17 protein-coding genes are annotated in these 19057 nt (G+C 61.4%); 6 read left to right on the top strand and 11 right to left on the bottom strand.

Going from position 1 to position 19057, the window contains the following annotated elements:
- The first annotated feature begins 21 nt into the window (after positions 1–21).
- A complete protein-coding gene (locus ABMC89_RS11245) occupies positions 22–486 on the top strand; it encodes a PTS sugar transporter subunit IIA (protein WP_349568020.1) in 465 nt (154 codons plus the stop codon).
- Here the strand turns inward: ABMC89_RS11245 and ABMC89_RS11250 are convergent, their stop codons facing one another.
- From ABMC89_RS11250 to cysQ, 8 genes are all read right to left on the bottom strand, one after another.
- Positions 487–1914, bottom strand: a complete 1428-nt coding sequence (locus ABMC89_RS11250) for a sulfotransferase family 2 domain-containing protein (protein ID WP_349568021.1) — start codon at positions 1912–1914, stop codon at positions 487–489. It abuts the gene before it with no gap.
- Positions 1915–3618, bottom strand: a complete 1704-nt coding sequence (locus tag ABMC89_RS11255; RefSeq protein WP_349568022.1) for a DUF5927 domain-containing protein — start codon at positions 3616–3618, stop codon at positions 1915–1917.
- Complete coding sequence (locus tag ABMC89_RS11260) at positions 3615–4601, bottom strand: glycosyltransferase family 2 protein (RefSeq protein ID WP_439655664.1); 987 nt, start codon at positions 4599–4601, stop codon at positions 3615–3617. Before ABMC89_RS11260 ends, ABMC89_RS11255 begins: the two co-directional genes overlap by 4 nt.
- A gap of 68 nt (positions 4602–4669) precedes the next feature.
- Positions 4670–5815 carry a glycosyltransferase family 4 protein gene (locus tag ABMC89_RS11265; RefSeq protein ID WP_349568024.1) on the bottom strand — a complete coding sequence of 382 codons (1146 nt, stop codon included), beginning with the start codon at positions 5813–5815 and terminating at the stop codon, positions 4670–4672.
- Positions 5816–5870: 55 nt separating this feature from the next.
- Complete coding sequence (galE, locus tag ABMC89_RS11270; protein WP_439655647.1) at positions 5871–6869, bottom strand: UDP-glucose 4-epimerase GalE; 999 nt, start codon at positions 6867–6869, stop codon at positions 5871–5873.
- Positions 6869–7753, bottom strand: coding sequence for a UTP--glucose-1-phosphate uridylyltransferase GalU (gene galU, locus ABMC89_RS11275; RefSeq protein WP_349568025.1), 885 nt, complete (start codon positions 7751–7753; stop codon positions 6869–6871). Before galU ends, galE begins: the two co-directional genes overlap by 1 nt.
- A 152-nt stretch (positions 7754–7905) precedes the next feature.
- Entirely contained in the window at positions 7906–9141 is a 1236-nt protein-coding gene (locus tag ABMC89_RS11280) for a glycosyltransferase family 2 protein (protein ID WP_349568026.1), read from the bottom strand.
- Between the two features lie 25 nt (positions 9142–9166).
- On the bottom strand, positions 9167–9964 hold the full coding sequence (cysQ, locus tag ABMC89_RS11285; protein WP_349568027.1) for a 3'(2'),5'-bisphosphate nucleotidase CysQ: 798 nt from the start codon (positions 9962–9964) through the stop codon (positions 9167–9169).
- Between the two features lie 113 nt (positions 9965–10077).
- On the opposite strand from cysQ, the gene ABMC89_RS11290 reads away from it, so the two are divergent.
- Positions 10078–10902 (top strand): ABC transporter permease, encoded by an 825-nt coding sequence (locus ABMC89_RS11290; protein WP_349568028.1) that lies wholly within the window; start codon positions 10078–10080, stop codon positions 10900–10902.
- 50 nt (positions 10903–10952) lie between these two features.
- On the opposite strand, the gene ABMC89_RS11295 is transcribed toward ABMC89_RS11290, so the two are convergent.
- Positions 10953–11552 (bottom strand): alpha-ketoglutarate-dependent dioxygenase AlkB family protein, encoded by a 600-nt coding sequence (locus ABMC89_RS11295; protein WP_349568029.1) that lies wholly within the window; start codon positions 11550–11552, stop codon positions 10953–10955.
- A 214-nt stretch (positions 11553–11766) separates the two neighbouring features.
- Between ABMC89_RS11295 and dnaK the strand changes: the two genes are divergently transcribed.
- From dnaK to ABMC89_RS11315, 4 genes are all read left to right on the top strand, one after another.
- Positions 11767–13686: a molecular chaperone DnaK gene (gene dnaK / locus ABMC89_RS11300; RefSeq protein ID WP_349568030.1), complete on the top strand. Its 1920-nt coding sequence runs from the start codon at positions 11767–11769 to the stop codon at positions 13684–13686.
- A 78-nt stretch (positions 13687–13764) separates the two neighbouring features.
- Positions 13765–14922, top strand: coding sequence for a molecular chaperone DnaJ (gene dnaJ / locus ABMC89_RS11305; protein WP_349568031.1), 1158 nt, complete (start codon positions 13765–13767; stop codon positions 14920–14922).
- Positions 14923–15049: 127 nt separating this feature from the next.
- Positions 15050–15799, top strand: coding sequence for a RadC family protein (gene radC, locus ABMC89_RS11310; protein WP_349568032.1), 750 nt, complete (start codon positions 15050–15052; stop codon positions 15797–15799).
- Between the two features lie 38 nt (positions 15800–15837).
- Positions 15838–16410 (top strand): hemerythrin domain-containing protein, encoded by a 573-nt coding sequence (locus tag ABMC89_RS11315; protein WP_349568033.1) that lies wholly within the window; start codon positions 15838–15840, stop codon positions 16408–16410.
- A 2-nt stretch (positions 16411–16412) separates the two neighbouring features.
- Here ABMC89_RS11315 and ABMC89_RS11320 read toward each other — a convergent pair whose 3' ends face one another.
- Together ABMC89_RS11320 and ABMC89_RS11325 are read right to left on the bottom strand one after the other, a co-directional pair.
- Positions 16413–17981, bottom strand: a complete 1569-nt coding sequence (locus ABMC89_RS11320) for a phosphate ABC transporter substrate-binding/OmpA family protein (protein WP_349568034.1) — start codon at positions 17979–17981, stop codon at positions 16413–16415.
- Positions 17982–17998: 17 nt separating this feature from the next.
- On the bottom strand, positions 17999–18952 hold the full coding sequence (locus tag ABMC89_RS11325; protein WP_349568035.1) for a hypothetical protein: 954 nt from the start codon (positions 18950–18952) through the stop codon (positions 17999–18001).
- Positions 18953–19057 lie beyond the last annotated feature (105 nt).

Here is a 19057-nt window from a genome sequence, read left to right on the forward strand (position 1 = left end):
AGTCTAGGGACAGTCGTACGTATGAATTTTGCGAAACTCATTCCGCCGCAGGGCGTGAAGGTGCTTTCTTCGACCAGCAGCAAGAAACGGTTGCTGTGCGAGATTGGCGAGCTGGCAGAAGCAACCTACGACCTGACAGCGAGCGAGGTGGTCGAGGCCCTTCTCGCACGCGAGGCCCTTGGTCCAACCGGTGTGGGGCACGGCGTTGCCCTGCCCCACGCCCGGATGGAAGCATTGTCCGAAGTTTGCGGCCTCTTCGTTCTGCTGGAAAAACCCGTCGACTTCGGATCGGTTGACCGGCAGCCCGTCGATATCGCTTTCAGCCTGTTCGCACCGGAAGACGCGGGCGTCGAACACCTCAAGGCACTGGCGCTGGTGTCGCGCACCTTGCGTGACAATGCCGTGTGTTCAAAACTGCGGGCCAATCCAAATCCCGGAACGCTTTATACGATCCTCACAGAGGCGCATAACGTCAAAGCCGCCTGATCAGCGCCAGCGATCAAATCCGAACATCATGTAATCGCGCTGGTAGACATCGGCGCAGAGCGCTTCGAGGGCGTCGTCGTAGATGTCGGATAGCGCGAAGGGGCCGCGCGGTTCCGGCGCGCTGATCTCCGGCACTGTCGAATACCCCACCCGCTGGGCAAGGGCGGTAAGTTCTTGCTGAAGATCCTCTTCACGCAGGATCAGATCCGGCAAGCTGAATTCGCCGAAGCCCTGGATATTCTGCGCCTGTGTAGCCCACGCCGGATCGACACGTATCGCCGTCTGCCCCGCCAGATTACCTTTGAGAAATTCAAGGAACGCGACAAAGCAGGCGCGCTGGGTCGCAGCGTCGATCTGCTGTTCTGTGCCCTCTTCGGGCAACGGCAGTTTATAGCGACGGACAAGGGTGCGGCGCAGCTGGAGGAAGCTTCCCTGCCCCGCATTCAGGACGCGATGGCAGAACACCTCATGCGCGCGCAGAAGCGGATGCCGCAGAACGGTAAAGCTGCGGTGGCCGATGTTCTTGCGCTTCCATTGCCGCAGGTCCTTCTGGGTCATCTTCTGGCCCAGCGCATTGGGTTTCTCACCATCCAGCGCGGCCAGCCAGCGGCGAATGCTCTGCGACGGCCCCCCTGCCAGCGGCATATAAAGAAGCGGCGCGCGCACACCTGCCACATAGCTCGGCACGTTCGGCCCCCGGCGGGGTTCGAAATTCGGGGTGCGGGTCAGGTCGAACCGGTCCAGCCGCGCCAAAGCCTGCGTCATCGCCCCGTAGTTGGCGACCTTTTCGCTGAGCGGGCTGGGGTTTTGTTTCTTGAGATTCTTGTCCAGTTCTTCGATCGCTTCCGGCACCCCCAGAAACGCCGCGATGCCGTTCATCACCTCGACGCTCTGCAGATCCTCGTATGCGACGTAGAAAGCGGTCTGGCCCGTCGTCTGAAGGCGGTTCATCAGCGTGATCTGGAAGGACTGAAGCTCTTCCAGATGGGCCTCGAATTCATCCGCCTTGAAAACAGCCTGCGCCGCCTTGCGGGCTTTGACATCGGTCAGCTTCCACTGTCCCGTTGCCTGCGCGATCTTCCAGCTGACGTAGCTTTCCAGCGGATTGCGGGTCAGAATGATCTTCGCGCAGCGCGGATCATCCAGCACCATGTCCAGAACGCGCGGATCATGATCGTGGAAATACCGAAATCCCGCCATCTTGCCAGACTGCAACCGGATCGCCCGCAACAAGATCGCCGGGTCACGATCGCGGGTTGCCTGATCCACACCCAGAATCTGGGAAGTGTTCGGATAGCCGATGAAAAACGGATTGAACGCTTCCCCGTGGCATTCGATTCCGTCAAAAGAGTTCAGGTTCGCTTCGAGAAAATTGGATCCCGTACGCATTTCCGCGAACACCACGAAGCTGTCGAATCGTGTCGTCATCTATTTCACCAGATATGGTTTGCGCGGGACATCGGGGCTGGCGACAGGCCCCCGCTCGACCGGGAAATCACCCATCAGATAGGGGTGCATCCCCTGGTTTTTCAGGTTCTGCAAGAATTGCCCAAAGCCCGACAGATCGACCATCTTCGGCGCTTCCGACAGGCGCCTGATCCGCACCTGCCCGATCTCGTCAAGAATACCCTGCAGCGGCTCCATCGGCGCTTCGATGAATTCCGCCATGTTCCAGATCCGCACCCGCGCCTTGGCATAGGGGGAGCGCAGGATGTCCATGTGGTCGCTTTCGATCTTTTGCATTCTGGCGGCCAGACGCCGGATGTCCGCAAAATCGAGGTTTGATTTGAACAGCGGCACGGACCACGCACCGGTAATCACCGAAATCTGCGCGTTGGGGTCTTTTGCCACCCGCCAGTTGATTTTCTGGTTGTCCATCGGACCGAACTGGAAACATTGCCGTTCGCCACGGGTGTTCCAGATCAAATTCGTCAGAAACGCTTCGGGGTTGTAATCGCGCTGCAGCGCGCTGTCGCTCAGCGCGCCGTTCAGCGTGGTCTGGCCGTCGGCGAAATGGGCGCGCTCCGGCGCGAAAAGATGCCCGTGGACGCGGGCCCCCGTTGCGTTGTGCAACCAAGGTTCGAAATTCTCGAACAGTTCTGCAAAGCCCTGAAACAAAGAGTATTCGGCAGCGGTGACGCCGTTCTCCCAATCCTCGTTGGGAAACCGCGACTGCATGTAAAGGCCCGATCGCCCGCGTGTTCGACGTTCGACGGCCTTGGCGAAAATGCGGTCGATCTTTCCGGGGTTGGGCTCTGTCCGCTTCATCGCGCTTTCGGCGTCTGTCAGGAACGCCTGATACAGCCTGTCGGCATAGGGCCAGATCTTGCGCGCCACAAAACAGTCAGACCTGCGCAACAGCTGAAGATGGTCATCGTAGAAGATGTGCGGCTTGCCCTGAAAATCGAATTTCGACAGCGTCAGCGACCGGCTTTCGATGTTGGTCGAATAGAGGCGCGCGAGGGTCTGGAAATAGCTTTCGTCGGGGATCCAGACGTGGCGGAAATATCGGTCGTAGGTCGCACGTTCGGGATCCTGCAGAATCGCGGACAGGGTCTGTCGCGAGAGGCACCACCATTGCGACCCCATGTGCGGCACGATGCCCGGCGGTATCCGGCGCCGGATATTGAACCGGCGCTGAAAGTTCACAGCGCGGTCGAAGAGAAAACGGTTGCGCTTCCACGAGAACGGAAAGCGCATGGTAAAGCGTTCCTCGTCCAGACCGCCCACGGTCCAGGGGACGTCTGCCGTGGTCGCGCTTTCGATAAAATCGGTGCGGGGACGATCCGCCAGATAGTCGACCAGTTCCTTTACCGGACGCAGCGGCAGGCACGACCCGGATGCCAGATAGACATGGCGTACCTCTGCAAAGCTTGCCAACATCATCTCGGACGCGGCCTGCGACGCGGCGACAATACCCCAGGTTCCCCATTCGCACCGGTAGCGCTTTGAAAACATCAGGTTCCGCACATCGGAAAGGGCGGCCTGAAACGCCTCGAATGTTTTCTTCGGGACCATCTGGTCGACGTGGATCACGACAGGAACGTCCGACGCGGCCCAGTGCCGTGCAACCTGCTCGGCGCGGCCGAGTGCCGTGTGCACCAGCATCACAACGCCCACCTGCGCGGTCATGCCCAGTTTCCTTTCGACATCAGGCCGAGGATCTCGAGCTGGCGCCAGTTGATGTATTTCTCGCTCCACTTGCACCAAAGCTGCGGGTTCTCACGGACCCTTTCGGCATAGGCCTTGTATTCCACCGATCCGGCATAGTGCTGCCCGCGCTCAAGCTCTTCGGCGGCTTTCGCGCCGAAAGTGTCGATGAACTTGGCATGCAGCAACACGCCCGAGGCTTTCTCCCCGCCCCATTCGTCGTAGACCTGATTTAACCCGCGCGGCAGCAACATATGGGTTGAGCTGACGTAGACGTACCGTTTGTCCCATTTGACCAGCGGCACCTTGTTCAGCGCAGGCGCGCGTGCGGGATCATCGCGGAAGAACACGCGCGCGCGCGGTCCGCCCTGTATCCACAGGTTCGTAAAGGCATGGTTGCGCGACATCGTGTAGTTGCCGCTGTCGAACCATGACGCGATGGCGATGGGATCCTGACCCTCGCGGTAGGGCTGCTCGTCCAGCCGCCCCTTGGGATACATATCCAGCAACATCGCCGAGAACGACTTGATCGAGGACGCATCGAGCCAGTCGGTCAGCGCCCGAAGGGGGCGCGTATCGCAGAACGGATAAACGAGGAATTCGTCGGGATCGACTGTCAGCGACCAGTGGCCGTGGGCATATTTGCGCTGTAGCCAGTTCAGCCAGTCCACTCCGAAACGGGACCGGCGGTAGCTTGCACGCGTGAACCACACCGAACAGTCCGGCTGCGACCGCAAATACTCAAGCGACCCGTCGTCGCTGTCGTTGTCCACAAAGAAGAAGTGATTGACGCCCTGCTCGCGGTAGTAGTCGAGAAAGTAGGACAGGCGAATGCGTTCATTTCGCTGCGTGCAGAACAACAGGATATCTTCGTCCCGAATCTGATCGGTCCGGTCCACGACGCATTTCAACTCGCGTCGTTTCCTGAATGCCCTCACTCTCCAGCGTTTCCGCTGCAGCCGCAGGCGATAGGAATTGATCGCACCCAAAAACTGCCCTCACACAATCGGCCATCGGCCTTCTCATCCGGCTATCAGGTATAACTTAAGGCAATCTTGAAGTGCGCATCCCATTCCGGTGCTTCAAAATTGCTTATCCTGATTTCCTCCCGAGACCTTTTTGACCAGTCAACTACCCGACATTTCCAATTTTGCCACCCATCTGTTTCCAAGTAAACCGCACTGTCTCCAAGGACTTCGCGGAATGTCTCTATATTGCTGCACAAAACCGGCGTGCCCAGCCGCAGGGCTTCGACCGCGGGCAGGCCGAACCCTTCTGCGAAACTCGGGAATAGCAGTGCGTGGGCCCCCTCCACCAAGGCCGCGAGCGCACCGTCATCCAGACCCGCAACCTCGCGCACCGGCCCAGTGGGTGGCATCGCGTCGAGGCGGGCAAAAACGTCCTCGTTCCGCCAGCCGCGATTGCCCGCGATCAGAAGCATGGGTGCATCGGGGCCGAGCGCCTCCCAGACATCCAGCAAAAGCGCGTGGTTCTTGCGTGGCTCGATGGTGCCAACGGTGATGAAATAGGGGGAGGCGGGCGGCAACCCGTCGGGCAACCCACCAGGGTCGGGCGCGACCGGCGTTGTGCCCAGATGGGCAACGATCCCCTGCGGCACCGCCCCCCACCCCGCGAGAATATCCAGCGTCTTTCGGGCCGTATCAGCGGAGTTGTACAGGATCACGTCCGCGTAGCGCCGGACACGCCGCAGCTTTGCCTCGAACGGCGCGACAGATCCCGCGCGCTGGAAATCGGGGTGTGTCAATGGAATGACATCGTGGATCATCACGGCGATCCTTGCCTCCGGCACGGTGCGTACCGCCTTCAAGACCCGTTCGGTCAAGTTGGAATGCCCGACGTTGAGATAGGCACAGCGCGCGGGCAGCACCCTGCGCAGCATTCGGGGCAGACCTCCCGGCAGACACCGCGCCACCGCCAGACGGCGCAGGGCCGACTGGAACGATCGCGCCGCCCGGTCGTGACCCCGCGCAAGCCGGGACAGAAAATCGGGTGGGCCGGGGGCGATCTCGGCCCGCAGCAGACGCGCGAAATCCGCAAGGCCGTTCCGGTCCAGCAGGATGTAGCCCAACGGCGTTCGCACAAGGCCCCAGACCGGCAGCGGCTCTTGCACCAGCCGTTCGAGATAGGCCATCTCGGCCCGGTCGATCCCCGTGGCCACACGCCCCGCGCGCCGCGCCAGCCGCGTCAGATCCAGAAGCCGCGCGGAGGGCGGATTATTCGGAGTAATGCCCAGTTTGATGCCATCTCCAAGCGTCGGTGATCATCCGGTCCATGGTCGACCGGTGGGGTTTCCAGCCAAGCTCGTTCTCGGCGCGGGTCGAACCCGAAACGAGTTTTGTACAGTCGCCCGGGCGTCGCGCGCCCTCAACCACCGGCACTGCGCGATTGGTCACCTGCGCGCTGTGATCGATGACTTCGCGCACCGAAAAACCGGTCCCTGTCCCAAGGTTGAACACCCGGCTGCCCTTGCCTTCGTCCAGCCAGCGAAGACCCAGCACATGGGCATCCACCAGATCGCAGACATGCACGTAATCGCGAATGCACGTCCCGTCGGGCGTATCATAGTCCGTGCCGAAAATCGTCAGCCCGTCGCGCTTGCCGTCGATGGCGTCCAGCATCAGCGGCACCAGATGGGTTTCGGGCTGGTGGAATTCTCCCACCTCGGCGTCAGGATCCGCACCTGCCACATTGAAATAGCGAAAGATGACATGCCGCAGGCCGTTGGAGGCTTCGAAATCGCGCAACATGTCCTCGATCGCGCGTTTCGACGCGCCGTAGGCGTTGATCGGCGCCTGAATGCTGTTTTCGTCCAGCACCACATTGTCCTGATCCCCGTAGGTGGCACAGGTTGAGGAAAAGACGAACCTGTCACAACCCGCAGCCGTCGCCGCCTCGATCAGGTTGAGCGACCCCAGAACGTTGTTGCGCCAGTAGCGGCCGGGCACCTGCATGCTTTCGCCGACCTGGCTGAGGGCTGCGAAATGCATCACGGCCACGGGACTGTAGGTCGCGAATGCGGCGTCCAGCGCGGCACGATCCTGCAGATCACCTTCGACCAGCGGGCCGAATTTCACCGCATCGCGCCAGCCGGTCACGAGGTTGTCGAATGTTACGGGCACATAGCCCGCCCCACGCAATGCCTTGCAGGCATGGCTGCCGATGTAACCGGCCCCACCCGTTACCAGCACATGCGGGCCGTCCGTCATCGCCATCACTCCAGTCCGGGCACCAGATCCTTGAGGTATCCGGCCAGGTCGTCGCGCAATTCAGGACGGCTCAGACCGAAGGACACTGTCGCCTGCAGGAAACCCGACTTGGAGCCGCAATCGAAACGCTGCCCCGAGAAACGGTAGCCGTAAACCTTGTTTTCCGTGCCGATATCCGCAGCGATGGCGTCGGTCAGCTGAATCTCTCCACCCGCGCCGGTGGATTTCGCGTCAAGATTGCGCAGCACCGATGGCGACAGGATATAGCGCCCGATCACAGCAAGGTTCGATGGCGCCTGACCGGCGGGCGGCTTTTCGACCATGCCCTTGACCTCGAAAAGGTTGCTGTCGCTCTGCTCCACATCCAGAATTCCGTAAGCCGAGGTGCGCTCAGGCGCGACTTCCATCGCCGCAACCATGTTGCCCCCTGTTTCCTCGTAGGCCTCGACCATCTGCTTGAGGCAGGGCTTCTCTGCGGCGATCACGTCATCGGGCAGGATCACCGCGAACGGCTGGTCGCCGATCAGACGGCGGGCACACCAGACCGCGTGACCAAGGCCCAGCGCCTTGTGCTGGCGGATATAGGCGATCGCACCGCTGTCCATGTTGGTGTCCTGCAGCGCGTGAAGCAGATCGTCCTTGCCCTTGGCGCGCAGTTCTTCTTCGAGGTTGGGTGCCAGATCGAAGTAATCCTCAAGCGCCCCTTTGCCGCGTGACGTAACGAATATGAATTCCGTGATCCCCGCCGCGCGCGCTTCGTCGATGGCGTACTGGATCAGGGGCCTGTCCACGAGTGTCATGATTTCCTTCGGCACCGATTTGGTCGCGGGCAGGAACCGTGTTCCAAGCCCGGCTACAGGGAAAATCGCGGTCGTGACTTTGTTGTTCATCTTGGTCTCTCAGTCTTCGGCAAGCTCTGCTCGTCGGGCATTTGCACCCGATTGGGATTAAAATATGACCCGTGCGCGCACGGTACTGCGCTACGAGCAAATGGTTTTTCGCCCCTCTATGTCAAATGGAGCGGTCCGCGAACAGGAATATTTCACACATCAATTCCCCGCACCCGCGCAATCCGCTGCTTTTCGCGACGCACGCGGCCCCGAAAGGAGTTCAGCCGGAAGAGGGGTTCGCTACGCTCTGCCTTGCCAAAAAGCCCTCCGCGCTGAACCCAAACGCCCTCGGGCGTCATCCAGCTGCGGTGAAAAAAAGCGCTGGGCGACAGGACCAGTACGGTTTCGATGGTCTCTCCGACCGATACCCGTGCGGCGGCATCAGCGATAGCGGCCTTGCCCCGCAACCCGCGCACGGCGGTAAACCGCGCGTTGCGTGCACGCGCAGGGAAAGGCCGGAATGGCAGGACGGAGTGGCGCGGCACCGTGGACGCGCCGAAGCTGCGTGTCTGCCCTTCGGCGTACCCGTCCCGCAGTCCGCGCATCAAAGACCGCACCTCGCCGGGCATCAACCTGCCCGAAACCATGTGCCGGAGAAGGCGGCGCCGTTCACCGGACGTGATCTCGGCCCAATGGGAGGCGCGCTCGGCGGGGGGAATGTATTTGCGCTGGAACACCGCCCAGCTTGCACCGATCTCGGTCAGATCGCGGGGCACGCGGTCCTCCCGGCGCCGCGCGCTGGCGGCAAAGCCGTGGTGGACTTGGGCAAGCGGGGCAATTGCGGTGGCATGGCCCGCCCGCGCAAGACGCATGTTCAAATCCGTCTCGTCCAGAAAGAACCGGAAGGCGGAGTCAAAGCCGCCCAGCGCCACGATCACATCCCGGCGCACCGCCATGTTGGTGCCTTCGGTCTTGATCGCCCTGCCCTTCGGCGGCATCAGAACCGTCGCCTGATAGGGATCCAGTTCGACGGGATGGGGGTTTCCGAAGGTGTCCAGCGTGCGCGCGCGCCACTGGTAGCTGATGCCGTTGCGCCCACGCACGAAACCACCCACCGCGGCCACGTCACGATGCGCGGCAGGAGCCACCAGATGGCGCAACCACGTCGGTTCTGGCACCGCGTCGTCATCGATGAACGCCACGATATCCCCCGCGGCCTGCGCGATCCCCAGATTGCGCGCCGCCGAGATATTCGCGACGTTGTAAGGGACCAGCTTTACCATCTCCATGCCTGCCATGGCGTCGACGGCATCGATCCCTGCGGGATCGGCAACCACCACGATCTCGAACGCGGGGTACTGCACCTGGGACAGGCCGGTAAGGCACCTCTGCAAGGCCTGCGGTCTGTGACGGCTGACGACGATGACACTGACGGTCGGGTCACTCATCGGTCATCGCCCCCCGGTCCGCGCGTCAGTTTCGTTGAAGCGTGACGCTGGGTGCGTGGGCGATGAAGAACGGGTTGGCAAAATCCGCCTTGCCGTAGCGCAGCGGCGTGTGATCGTCGAACCGCACCACCGCGCCCCCGGCACCGGCAAGCACCGCGTGGCCCGCGGCGGTATCCCACTCCATCGTCCGACCGAGCCGGGGATAGATATCCGCCTCCCCGGTCGCGACGAGACAAAACTTCAGCGACGATCCCGCGCTGGTCATATCCTTGACGCTGTACTTGGCGATGTAATCGTCGGTCGCCTGATCCCGGTGGGATTTCGACGCCACGACCATCAGCGCATCGTTGTCGGCCCGTGCGACAGAGATTTCCCTCAACGCGCCGATCTCCTCCTTGTCGAAGGGGCCCGTTTCCTCGACGGACTGGCCATCCGCGCCGGTCAGGAACATCCGCCCCTTCGCGGGCGCATAGACCACGCCCCGCACCGGAACACCGCCGTCGACATAGGCGATATTGACGGTGAAATCACCGCGACGGTGGATGAACTCCTTGGTGCCATCCAGCGGGTCGACGATGAGGAATGTATCGCCCTCTACGGAGTGTGTCGCGGCCTGCTCTTCAGTGACAAGAAGGACATCCGGAAACACCGCGCGCAGACCTTCGGCGATGATCTTGTCGGCGGCCTTGTCGGCGGCAGTGACGGGGCTGTCGTCGTCCTTGGACTGGACGTCGAAATCATCCTGGCCGTAGATTTCCATGATCGCGTCGCCCGCTTCAAGCGCCAGACGCCGGGAAACGCGCGCCAGTTTTTCGAAATCCATGCCCAACTCCTGCCATCCTTCGTTGATATGTCGCTCGCGAAGCTTATGATGCGTTTGCAACGGAACGGCAAGAATTCCGTGCGATAGAGCCACATAGCACAGGCGGCAGAGCAATGTTCCAACCGATCCGGAAAAACCGGTCCACCCTCGTCGTCGTCATGACGATGTTCGAACTGGTGTATCATTCGATCGTCCGGTCTGTGCGCCGGACACATAACAACGCGTTCCTTGCCATCGGAATGAACATTCTTCAGTCGGTGATTTTTGTCGGCGTGTTCTTCATCATGTTTTCGATCCTCGGCATGCGCGGCGCGGCGGTGCGTGGCGATTTTCTGGTCTACATCATGTCCGGCATCTTCCTCTACATGACCCATACGAAGGCGCTGGGCGCGGTGGCGGGATCCGAAGGGCCGGCCAGCCCCATGATGCAGCACGCGCCGATGAACACGATCATCGCGATCCTCTCCGCGGCACTTGGGTCGCTGTATATTCAGGTGCTGTCGCTGGCGATCATCCTTTTTGCCTATCACGTCGCGTGGAATCCGGTCGAAATCGATCAACCGGCAGCGGCATTCGGAATGCTGTTGCTGTCGTGGTTCAGCGGCGCGGCAGTCGGTCTGGTCCTTCTGTCGCTCAAGCCGTGGTTTCCGACGGCGGTATCGCTGTTCCAGACGATTTATCAGCGCGCGAACATGATCGCCTCCGGCAAGATGTTTGTCGCCAACACGCTGCCCGCTTTCATGCTGGCGATGTTCGACTGGAACCCGCTGTTCCACACCATCGATCAGGCGCGCGGATTTGCCTTCGTCAACTACAATCCCCGCAACAGCGATCCGATGTACGCCTTCTGGGTCGGGCTCGTTCTGGTCATGCTGGGCCTGATGGGCGAATTCTACACCCGGCGTCATGCCTCTCTCAGCTGGAGCGCGCGGCGCTGACGCAGGCCTGCCCGAGGGGTTCCGTCAGAGCAGATTGACCACAGACCTTGTCAGGTGACGACCCTGAGCGTGAGGTTCAGGCGTCCGCCCTTGGGCAATAGCCGCGATGACCCCGGCCTGATCCGGTCCACCCCGTGATAGGCCAGCCGCGCGTCGCCGCCCATCACCACCACATCGCCAGATTGCAGCCAGATGCTTTCGGTCTTGCCACCGCGGGTCACGTTACCCATCCGGAACAACCCGTCGTCGCCCAGTGAAATCGAAACCACAGGCCATTGCATTTCGGCCTCGTCGCGGTCCTGATGCAGCCCCATGCGCGCATCCGGCCCGTAGTAGTTTATCAGGCAACACTCTGGCATCCGGTCGAGCGCTGTCACCTGCGACCAGATGCTCAGCACCTCGCCGGGGATTGCGGGCCACGGCTTGCCTGACGGGTGGGCGGGCACGTAGCGGTAGCCGGCCTTGTCGGAAAACCACCCGTAGACCCCCGCCGCCGTGATCCGCACCGACATCGGCTTGCCGTAGGGCGTGTCGGGCCGAAAGAACGGCGCCTGCGCGACCACTTTGCGCACCGCGTCCAGAATCCCGCGCTGGGCCGCCGCATCCAGCAAACCTTTGTGTATTTCAAAGCCTCTGACCTGAAGTTTCACGGCCCTCGCACCTCTTTACGCTGAATTTTCGGGATTTGAGGAAGATTCCTCACATCTGCGTGTGCACCAAGGTTGCAGCACCCCGACCCCCTGCCTATATACGCTCCGAACCGCTGGAGGCGAGAGGCACCCAGCGAAAAGAGATCGGGGCAAGGGTGCCGAAACGGGCCCCTGCTTCGTGCAATCGCCTTGAGAAAAATGAGGGATCGAAAACATGTCTAAAGTTATCGGTATCGACCTTGGTACTACCAACTCCTGTGTGGCCATCATGGACGGCAGCAAGCCCCGCGTGATCGAAAACGCGGAAGGCGCTCGCACCACGCCCTCCATCGTTGCCTTTACAGATGACGAACGCCTCGTTGGCCAGTCGGCCAAGCGTCAGGCCGTCACCAACCCGGAAAACACAGTATTCGGCGTGAAGCGTCTGATCGGTCGCCGCAATGACGACCCTGATCTGGCCAAAGACCGCAAGAACATGCCGTTCAACGTCATCGACGGCGGCAACGGCGACGCATGGGTCGAAGCCAAGGGCGAGAAATACTCCCCCAGCCAAATCTCCGCCTTCATCCTCGGCAAGATGAAAGACACCGCCGAGAAGTATCTCGGTGAAGAAGTCACTCAGGCCGTGATCACCGTCCCTGCCTATTTCAACGACGCCCAGCGTCAGGCAACCAAGGACGCGGGCAAGATCGCGGGCCTCGAAGTGCTGCGCATCATCAACGAGCCGACAGCCGCGGCGCTGGCCTACGGTCTCGACAAGGAAAACACGCAAACCATCGCGGTCTATGACCTTGGCGGCGGTACGTTCGACGTGACCATTCTCGAAATCGACGATGGCCTGTTCGAGGTCAAATCCACCAACGGTGACACGTTCCTTGGCGGTGAAGACTTCGATATGCGGATCGTCAACTACCTTGCCGACGAGTTCAAGAAAGAGCACCAGGTTGACCTGACACAGGACAAGATGGCGCTGCAGCGTCTGAAAGAGGCCGCAGAGAAAGCGAAGATCGAACTTTCGTCCTCCAGCCAGACCGAGATCAACCAGCCCTTCATCTCGATGGGGTCCAACGGCCAGCCGCTTCACATGGTGATGAAGCTGACCCGCGCGAAACTGGAAAGCCTCGTCAGCGACCTGATCAAGGCATCGATGAAGCCCTGTGCCGCGGCGCTGAAGGATGCGGGCCTGTCGGCCTCCGACGTGGACGAAGTGGTCCTCGTGGGTGGTATGACCCGTATGCCCAAAGTGATCGAGGAAGTGACCAAGTTCTTCGGGAAAGAGCCCCACAAAGGCGTGAACCCCGACGAAGTTGTCGCACTGGGCGCGGCCATCCAGGCCGGTGTTCTGCAAGGTGACGTCAAGGACGTGGTCCTGCTCGACGTGACGCCTCTGAGCCTTGGTATCGAAACACTGGGCGGCGTGTTCACACGCCTGATCGACCGCAACACGACGATCCCGACGAAGAAGTCGCAGATCTTCTCGACCGCGGAAGACAACCAGAACGCCGTGACCATCCGGGTTTTCCAGGGTGAGCGTGAAATGGCAGCCGACAACAAGATGTTGGGCCAGTTCAACCTTGAAAACATCCCGCCTGCCCCACGCGGCATGCCCCAGATCGAAGTGACCTTCGACATCGACGCCAACGGCATCGTGTCGGTGGGCGCGATGGACAAGGGCACCGGCAAGGAGCAGAAGATCACGATCCAGGCATCGGGCGGTCTGTCCGACGAGGATATCGAGAAAATGGTCAAGGACGCCGAAGAGAACGCGGATGCCGACAAGGCGCGCCGCGAGCTGGTCGACGCCAAGAACCAAGCCGAGAGCATCATCCACTCCACCGAGAAATCGGTTGAGGAGCACTCCGACAAGGTCGATCCGACCACGGTCGAAGCGATCGAGCTTGCGATTGCCGCGCTCAAGGACGAGATGGAAAGCGACGACGCCGAGAAGATCAAATCCGGCATCCAGAACGTGACCGAAGCGGCCATGAAACTTGGTGAGGCGATCTACAAGGCCGCGCAGGACGAAGGCGAGGATATGGCACAGGCGGCGGATGAATCCGACGGTGCGAAATCCGACGACGATGACATCGTCGATGCCGAGTTCGAAGATCTCGACGACAACAAGCGTGCGTAACGCCGCCCGGCGGAATTGATGACGGGGCCGGTCCGACAGACGGGCCGGCCCTTCGCGTTCCAGTAAAGGAAACAAGTCATGGCAAAACGAGACTACTACGAGATTCTCGGCGTCGCCAAAGGCGCGTCAGCTGACGAGATCAAAAAGGGCTATCGCACCAAGGCAAAGGAACTGCACCCCGACCGGAACAAGGACAATCCGGATGCGGAGGCGAAGTTCAAGGAAGCCAATGAAGCCTACGAAGTACTGAAAGACGCCGACAAGAAAGCAGCCTATGACCGCTACGGCCACGCCGCCTTCGAGGGTGGCATGGGCGGCGGTGGCGGTCGTCCCGGCGGCGGGATGGGCGGCGGTCAGGGGGATTTCTCTTCCGCATTTTCCGATGTGTTCGACGATCTCTTCGGCGATTTCATGGGCGGTCGCGGACAGGGCGGCGGCGGTCGTCGTGCGGCCCGCGGCGCGGACCTGCGTTACAACCTGCGCGTCACGCTGGAAGAAGCTTTCAGCGGTCTTCAGAAATCCATCAATGTGCCCACGTCGGTTGCCTGTAATGCGTGCAACGGATCGGGTGCCGAAGGCGGTGCCGAACCGACAACCTGCCCGACCTGTTCGGGCATGGGCAAGGTGCGTGCCCAACAGGGTTTCTTCACGGTCGAACGGACCTGTCCGACCTGTTCGGGCCTTGGCCAGATCATCAAGAACCCCTGCAACACCTGCCACGGTGCGGGGCGCGTGGAAAAAGACCGCGCGCTGTCGGTCAATATCCCCGCTGGCGTTGAAACCGGCACCCGCATCCGTCTGGGCGGAGAGGGCGAGGCAGGCATGCGCGGCGGCCCTGCAGGTGATCTCTATATCTTCATCGAGGTGAAGCCGCATGAACTGTTCGAGCGGGACGGCGCGAACCTTTTCTGCCGGGTGCCCGTCTCGATGAGCAGTGCCGCACTGGGCGGCAGCATCGAGGTGCCCACAATCGACGGGGGCCGTGGCCGTGTGCAGGTGCCCGCGGGCAGCCAGTCAGGGCGCCAGATGCGACTGCGGGGCAAGGGCATGCCCCATCTGCGCGGCGGTGGCACCGGCGACATGATCATCGAGCTGGCGGTGGAAACACCGGTCAACCTGACCTCTCGCCAGAAAGAGTTGCTTCGCGAATTCGAGGATCTCTCGGAAGAGAACAACCCCGAAAGCAGCAGCTTCTTTTCGAGCGTGAAAAGCTTCTGGGACTCGATGAAGGGCTGATCTGAGGGCCCTGCCCGCGCAGTCACCGCAGAGAACGAAAAAACGCCGGTCCGTCTGGGGCCGGCGTTTTCATTTGTGCGCTCCGGATTTTAACGCCTTGGTAACCACATTTGGCCAATCCTGTGGCATGCGCGAATTCGATGAACAGCCCCTTCCCTTTCTCCTTGATGAAGCCCCGACCGCTGCGGCAGTCGGGGGCAAGCAGCCGTCCTATATTGCCGACCATCGCCAACGTCTGCGGGCGCGCTTCATGGCCGGGGGGCCGGACGCGATCCCGGATTACGAGATGCTGGAACTCGTCCTTTTCCGCGCCATTCCACGCCGGGACGTGAAACCGCTCGCACGTGCCCTGATGGACCGCTTTGGCGACTTCAACCGCGTCATCACCGCGTCAGAGGCCCGTTTGCGCGATATCTCGGGCGTGGGGGATGCCGTTATCGTCGAGCTCAAGATCGTCGCCGCTGCGGCGCGCCGGATGGCCCGCGCCAAGGTCATGAAAACCCACGCCCTGTCGGGGTGGGACGCTCTGCTGGATTACTGCCATACCACGATGGCGCATCACGAAATCGAACAATTTCGGGTTCTGTATCTGGACCGCAAGAATGTCCTGATCGGCGACGAACAGCAGGCGCAGGGCACCGTCGATCATGTTCCGGTCTACCCGCGCGAAGTGGCGAAACGCGCGCTCGAACTCAATGCCAGTGCGCTGATCCTCGTCCACAATCATCCCTCCGGCGATCCGACCCCGTCGCAGGCGGATATCGACATGACCAACCGGATCAACGCCGCCTGCGATGCGCTGGGTATCACGCTACACGACCATCTGATTATCGGAAAATCCACCGAACTCAGCTTCCGTGCAGAAGGCTACCTCTAGCGTCTTTCCCTGCCGGAATCGCGGACTAGCTTTGGCGTATGACCAATGAAAAATCCGACTTCGATCTCACCAAGCGCTCCGGCCTGCCGGACGCGCTGCGCGCTCTCCTGACCGAATATCCCCGCGCGGGCTGGGAGGAGAACCCGAATTATTCGCAACTGATCGCATTCTGGCTGGACCGTCATCTGATGTTTCGCCGCCTGAACACACAGCTTCTTGGCGATGCCGAAGCGATGCTGGACAAGCGCGACGATCCGGACACCTACCGGCGCAAACTGCACCGGTTCGGTGGCATGCTCATCGGAGAGCTGCACGGACACCACCAGATCGAGGATGCGCATTACTTTCCGGTCATGTCCCGTTTGGACACCGGTCTTGCGCGCGGTTTCGACATTCTGGATCGGGACCACCACCAGATGGATGCGCTGCTCTCAGCGCTGGCGGAATCGGCGAACGCGGTGCTGAAGGCCGGAGACGACATCACCGACCCCGTTGCGGAATTTCACCGGACGATCAGCGGCTTCGCCCCCATGCTCGACCGGCATCTGGTAGACGAGGAAGACCTCGTGGTGCCGGTTTTGCTGAAATACGCACCGCTGGAATTCCGCTAGGCTCAGCGCACCCAGACCTCGACGCGCCGGTTGGCCTGCCGGCCCCACGCGCTGTCGTCGCAGGCCATTGGCATGGCTTCACCGAAGGCGTCAACGCCCAGCTCAACGCGCCCCGCCTCCACGGCAACGGCCGCTTCGGTGACGGCGCGGCGGACCGCATCCGCGCGCCGCAGGGCGATCTCGCGGTTTGCCTCGGCGGGGCCGTTACCGTCACTGAAACCGACAAACAGCAGCCGTCGCGCGTCATAGGTCCCGACTTCGAGCGCACGCGCCAGCTGCTGCACGTTCGAGCGTGACTGCGCGTCCAGCCTGATTGACCCCGCTTCGAACCGAAACGACGTAGACAGCCGCGCCATCGGCGCAAGCGTCGCTGTCATGCGCTGCACCTCTTCGAGTGTGGTTTCCGTCCCCGCTGCGAGGATAGCGTTCGCGAACCGGTTTCCCTGCTCTTCCACAGAGATTTCTTCGGGGGACTGATCCACGAATCCGGCCCGCCGGATCACGATCTGGGCGGCGGGGCCGCGGGTGAAAGCCAGAAATTCCCGCGCGATGCGCGGCAAGCGCCGTGCGGGAAAATACAGGAACATCGGCGCGGTCAGCGGATAATCCTCGGTCTTGATGGTGCGGCGCGACGCCTTCAGCGAAAAGCCGCAGGTGCCGGTCAGCGTCAGATCCACGGTATTGCCCCGATCCGCGTAGCTGGTCAGACCAAGCGCGAATGTATCGTCCTCGACTGCGGCAGCAAGCGACGATGGCAGCGCGTGGCGTGTGGCGCTTTCGGCGACCGCCTCCAGCTGCGCGGGGCGCAGGATCTGGTCGAATATCGCCTGCCCCAATCCTGAACCTTCGTCGGGCAAATGAAGGTCTATGGGAACATCCGGGCCCCCCAATCGCGCCCAATTGGTGATCTCTCCGGCCAATACGCGGGCCAGACGTTCGGGCGAGATGCCGCGCACCGGATTGGACGGAGAGACGACCGGCACAATCGCATCCAGAGACAGGACGCGGCTTCGGTTTCGACCAGTCATGTCGCCCAGACCGGCCTCGCGGGCGCGGATCCGTTCGTCCGGCCTGATCTCGCGCAGAGACATGACGATGTCGGCCTCGTCCGCCAGAAGATCGGCGAAACCTTCGTCGGTATTGCTGGCGCGAAAGTAAAACCGCGCCGCAACGCTCTTATCGTCGGTACTGCGAAGCAGGTAGGTAAAGGTCGTGGCCTCCCCCTCGGTCTCGCGCTCGGTGGTGTATCCGTTCTTCTGGGCGAAGGCCTCCAGCAGGGCGGGCATCACCACGGCGCCCATCGTCGCCGCGCCCGAGATCTGTAGCTCGGCCACGTAGTTCTGCAGGTTGGGACACCCCGGACCCGCGCAGTTCACACCGGACCCGTCGAGCGTCAACTCGCCGTATTCGGTCTCGACCCTGTAGAATTCTCCGTCAAAGCCCAGCAACGTGCCGTTGATCTCGACCTCGCTATCACGCGAGGTCAGGGTCACATCCTGCGCCATGGCAGGAAGCGGTGCGCCAGAAAGAAAAAGTGCGGCGAAGACCGCCGCACGTATCACTCTTTTCATGTGACCTCAGCGTTGCGTTAGTTGGACGCAACTTTCAGGTCTTCGAAGAGATTATTCAACACCAGAAAGTTCCCTGCGGCGTCACACTCGGGCACCGAAAGGGTCAGATCCTTCGACACGATGTCGGAGCCTATTCCGGTCTGGAATGTCTGCGCCTCGATTTCCAGCCCGCAGTTCCCCTCGCTGACCATGGCTTCGACACTCAGATCGATATCGCCACTGGACAGGGTCGTGCGGGTCGGCAGTGTGTAGACCTCGGCGACGAGACCATCCGCGATCTCGCGATTGCCCAGCTGCGAGATATAACCGCCCTCGCCGGTGACACCGAAAGACATGTCGCGCATGGCACCTGACCACACATGGCCGTCCTCGCCGTAGGTGGCACCGAATTCCCGCGCATGTAGTTCAAAGCCGGTATTGCCCTTCCACTGGACGGCAACGCGTTCGAAATTGCTGAATTCCTCGACATCGGCCTGCGCAACGGCGCCTTCCCCGTTCGAGAAGGCGAAAACAAACATCGCATCCTGCGCCATGGCCGGCATGGCCACGTCGAGTTGCCCTTCGGCGTCGGTCATTTCATTGAACAACAGGCCACTGTGCAGGACGGTGACCCGCTCCGAGGCCATGCAAGGCGCATCAAGCGTCAGCTGCACCATCGCGGCAGCGATCGGGCGGGCCTCTGCGGTAATGTCGCATACGTTGTCCGTCGCGGCAGTGGCTTGAGCTGTAGGTACTGTAAGGGCGGAGTCTTCGGCCAAATCGACAGGAGCGCCCGGCTTTTGCGGCGCGTCGCTTGCGACAAGGTTGACAATGGCATCTGGTGCAGCGATCGCCGCCCCCGTTTCGAGATTGCCCGAAGTCAGCGTGATTTCCTCAACGTCGAGGATCGCCGCCTCCGCATTGGCAAGCCTGTCGCCGGTGGAAGCCTGATCGTTGCTGTACAGCGTCTGCGCGGATTGGGATTGCTGCATAAAGAAGCCGACCCCGATAGCACAGCAGATCGTTGCAACTGCACTGTACATTTCTTTGCGATATCGCATCGACTCGGTTCCTTCCTGCGAAAAGCGTCAGGTAAA

Origin of the sequence: Sulfitobacter sp. HNIBRBA3233 (assembly GCF_040149665.1) — a bacterium.
In the GTDB taxonomy this organism is placed as follows: Bacteria; Pseudomonadota; Alphaproteobacteria; order Rhodobacterales; family Rhodobacteraceae; genus Sulfitobacter; species Sulfitobacter marinivivus.

Bases quoted from the DNA above. Each gene is read 5' to 3' on its own strand.
- ABMC89_RS11245 (WP_349568020.1), top strand. From the start codon at position 22: ATGAATTTTGCGAAACTCATTCCGCCGCAGGGCGTGAAGGTGCTTTCT.
- ABMC89_RS11250 (WP_349568021.1), bottom strand. From the start codon at position 1,914: ATGACGACACGATTCGACAGCTTCGTGGTGTTCGCGGAAATGCGTACG.
- ABMC89_RS11255 (WP_349568022.1), bottom strand. From the start codon at position 3,618: ATGACCGCGCAGGTGGGCGTTGTGATGCTGGTGCACACGGCACTCGGC.
- galE (WP_439655647.1), bottom strand. From the start codon at position 6,869: ATGGCGATGACGGACGGCCCGCATGTGCTGGTAACGGGTGGGGCCGGT.
- galU (WP_349568025.1), bottom strand. From the start codon at position 7,753: ATGAACAACAAAGTCACGACCGCGATTTTCCCTGTAGCCGGGCTTGGA.
- ABMC89_RS11280 (WP_349568026.1), bottom strand. From the start codon at position 9,141: ATGAGTGACCCGACCGTCAGTGTCATCGTCGTCAGCCGTCACAGACCG.
- cysQ (WP_349568027.1), bottom strand. From the start codon at position 9,964: ATGGATTTCGAAAAACTGGCGCGCGTTTCCCGGCGTCTGGCGCTTGAA.
- ABMC89_RS11290 (WP_349568028.1), top strand. From the start codon at position 10,078: ATGTTCCAACCGATCCGGAAAAACCGGTCCACCCTCGTCGTCGTCATG.
- dnaK (WP_349568030.1), top strand. From the start codon at position 11,767: ATGTCTAAAGTTATCGGTATCGACCTTGGTACTACCAACTCCTGTGTG.
- dnaJ (WP_349568031.1), top strand. From the start codon at position 13,765: ATGGCAAAACGAGACTACTACGAGATTCTCGGCGTCGCCAAAGGCGCG.
- radC (WP_349568032.1), top strand. From the start codon at position 15,050: ATGCGCGAATTCGATGAACAGCCCCTTCCCTTTCTCCTTGATGAAGCC.
- ABMC89_RS11315 (WP_349568033.1), top strand. From the start codon at position 15,838: ATGACCAATGAAAAATCCGACTTCGATCTCACCAAGCGCTCCGGCCTG.
- ABMC89_RS11320 (WP_349568034.1), bottom strand. From the start codon at position 17,981: ATGAAAAGAGTGATACGTGCGGCGGTCTTCGCCGCACTTTTTCTTTCT.
- ABMC89_RS11325 (WP_349568035.1), bottom strand. From the start codon at position 18,952: ATGCAGCAATCCCAATCCGCGCAGACGCTGTACAGCAACGATCAGGCT.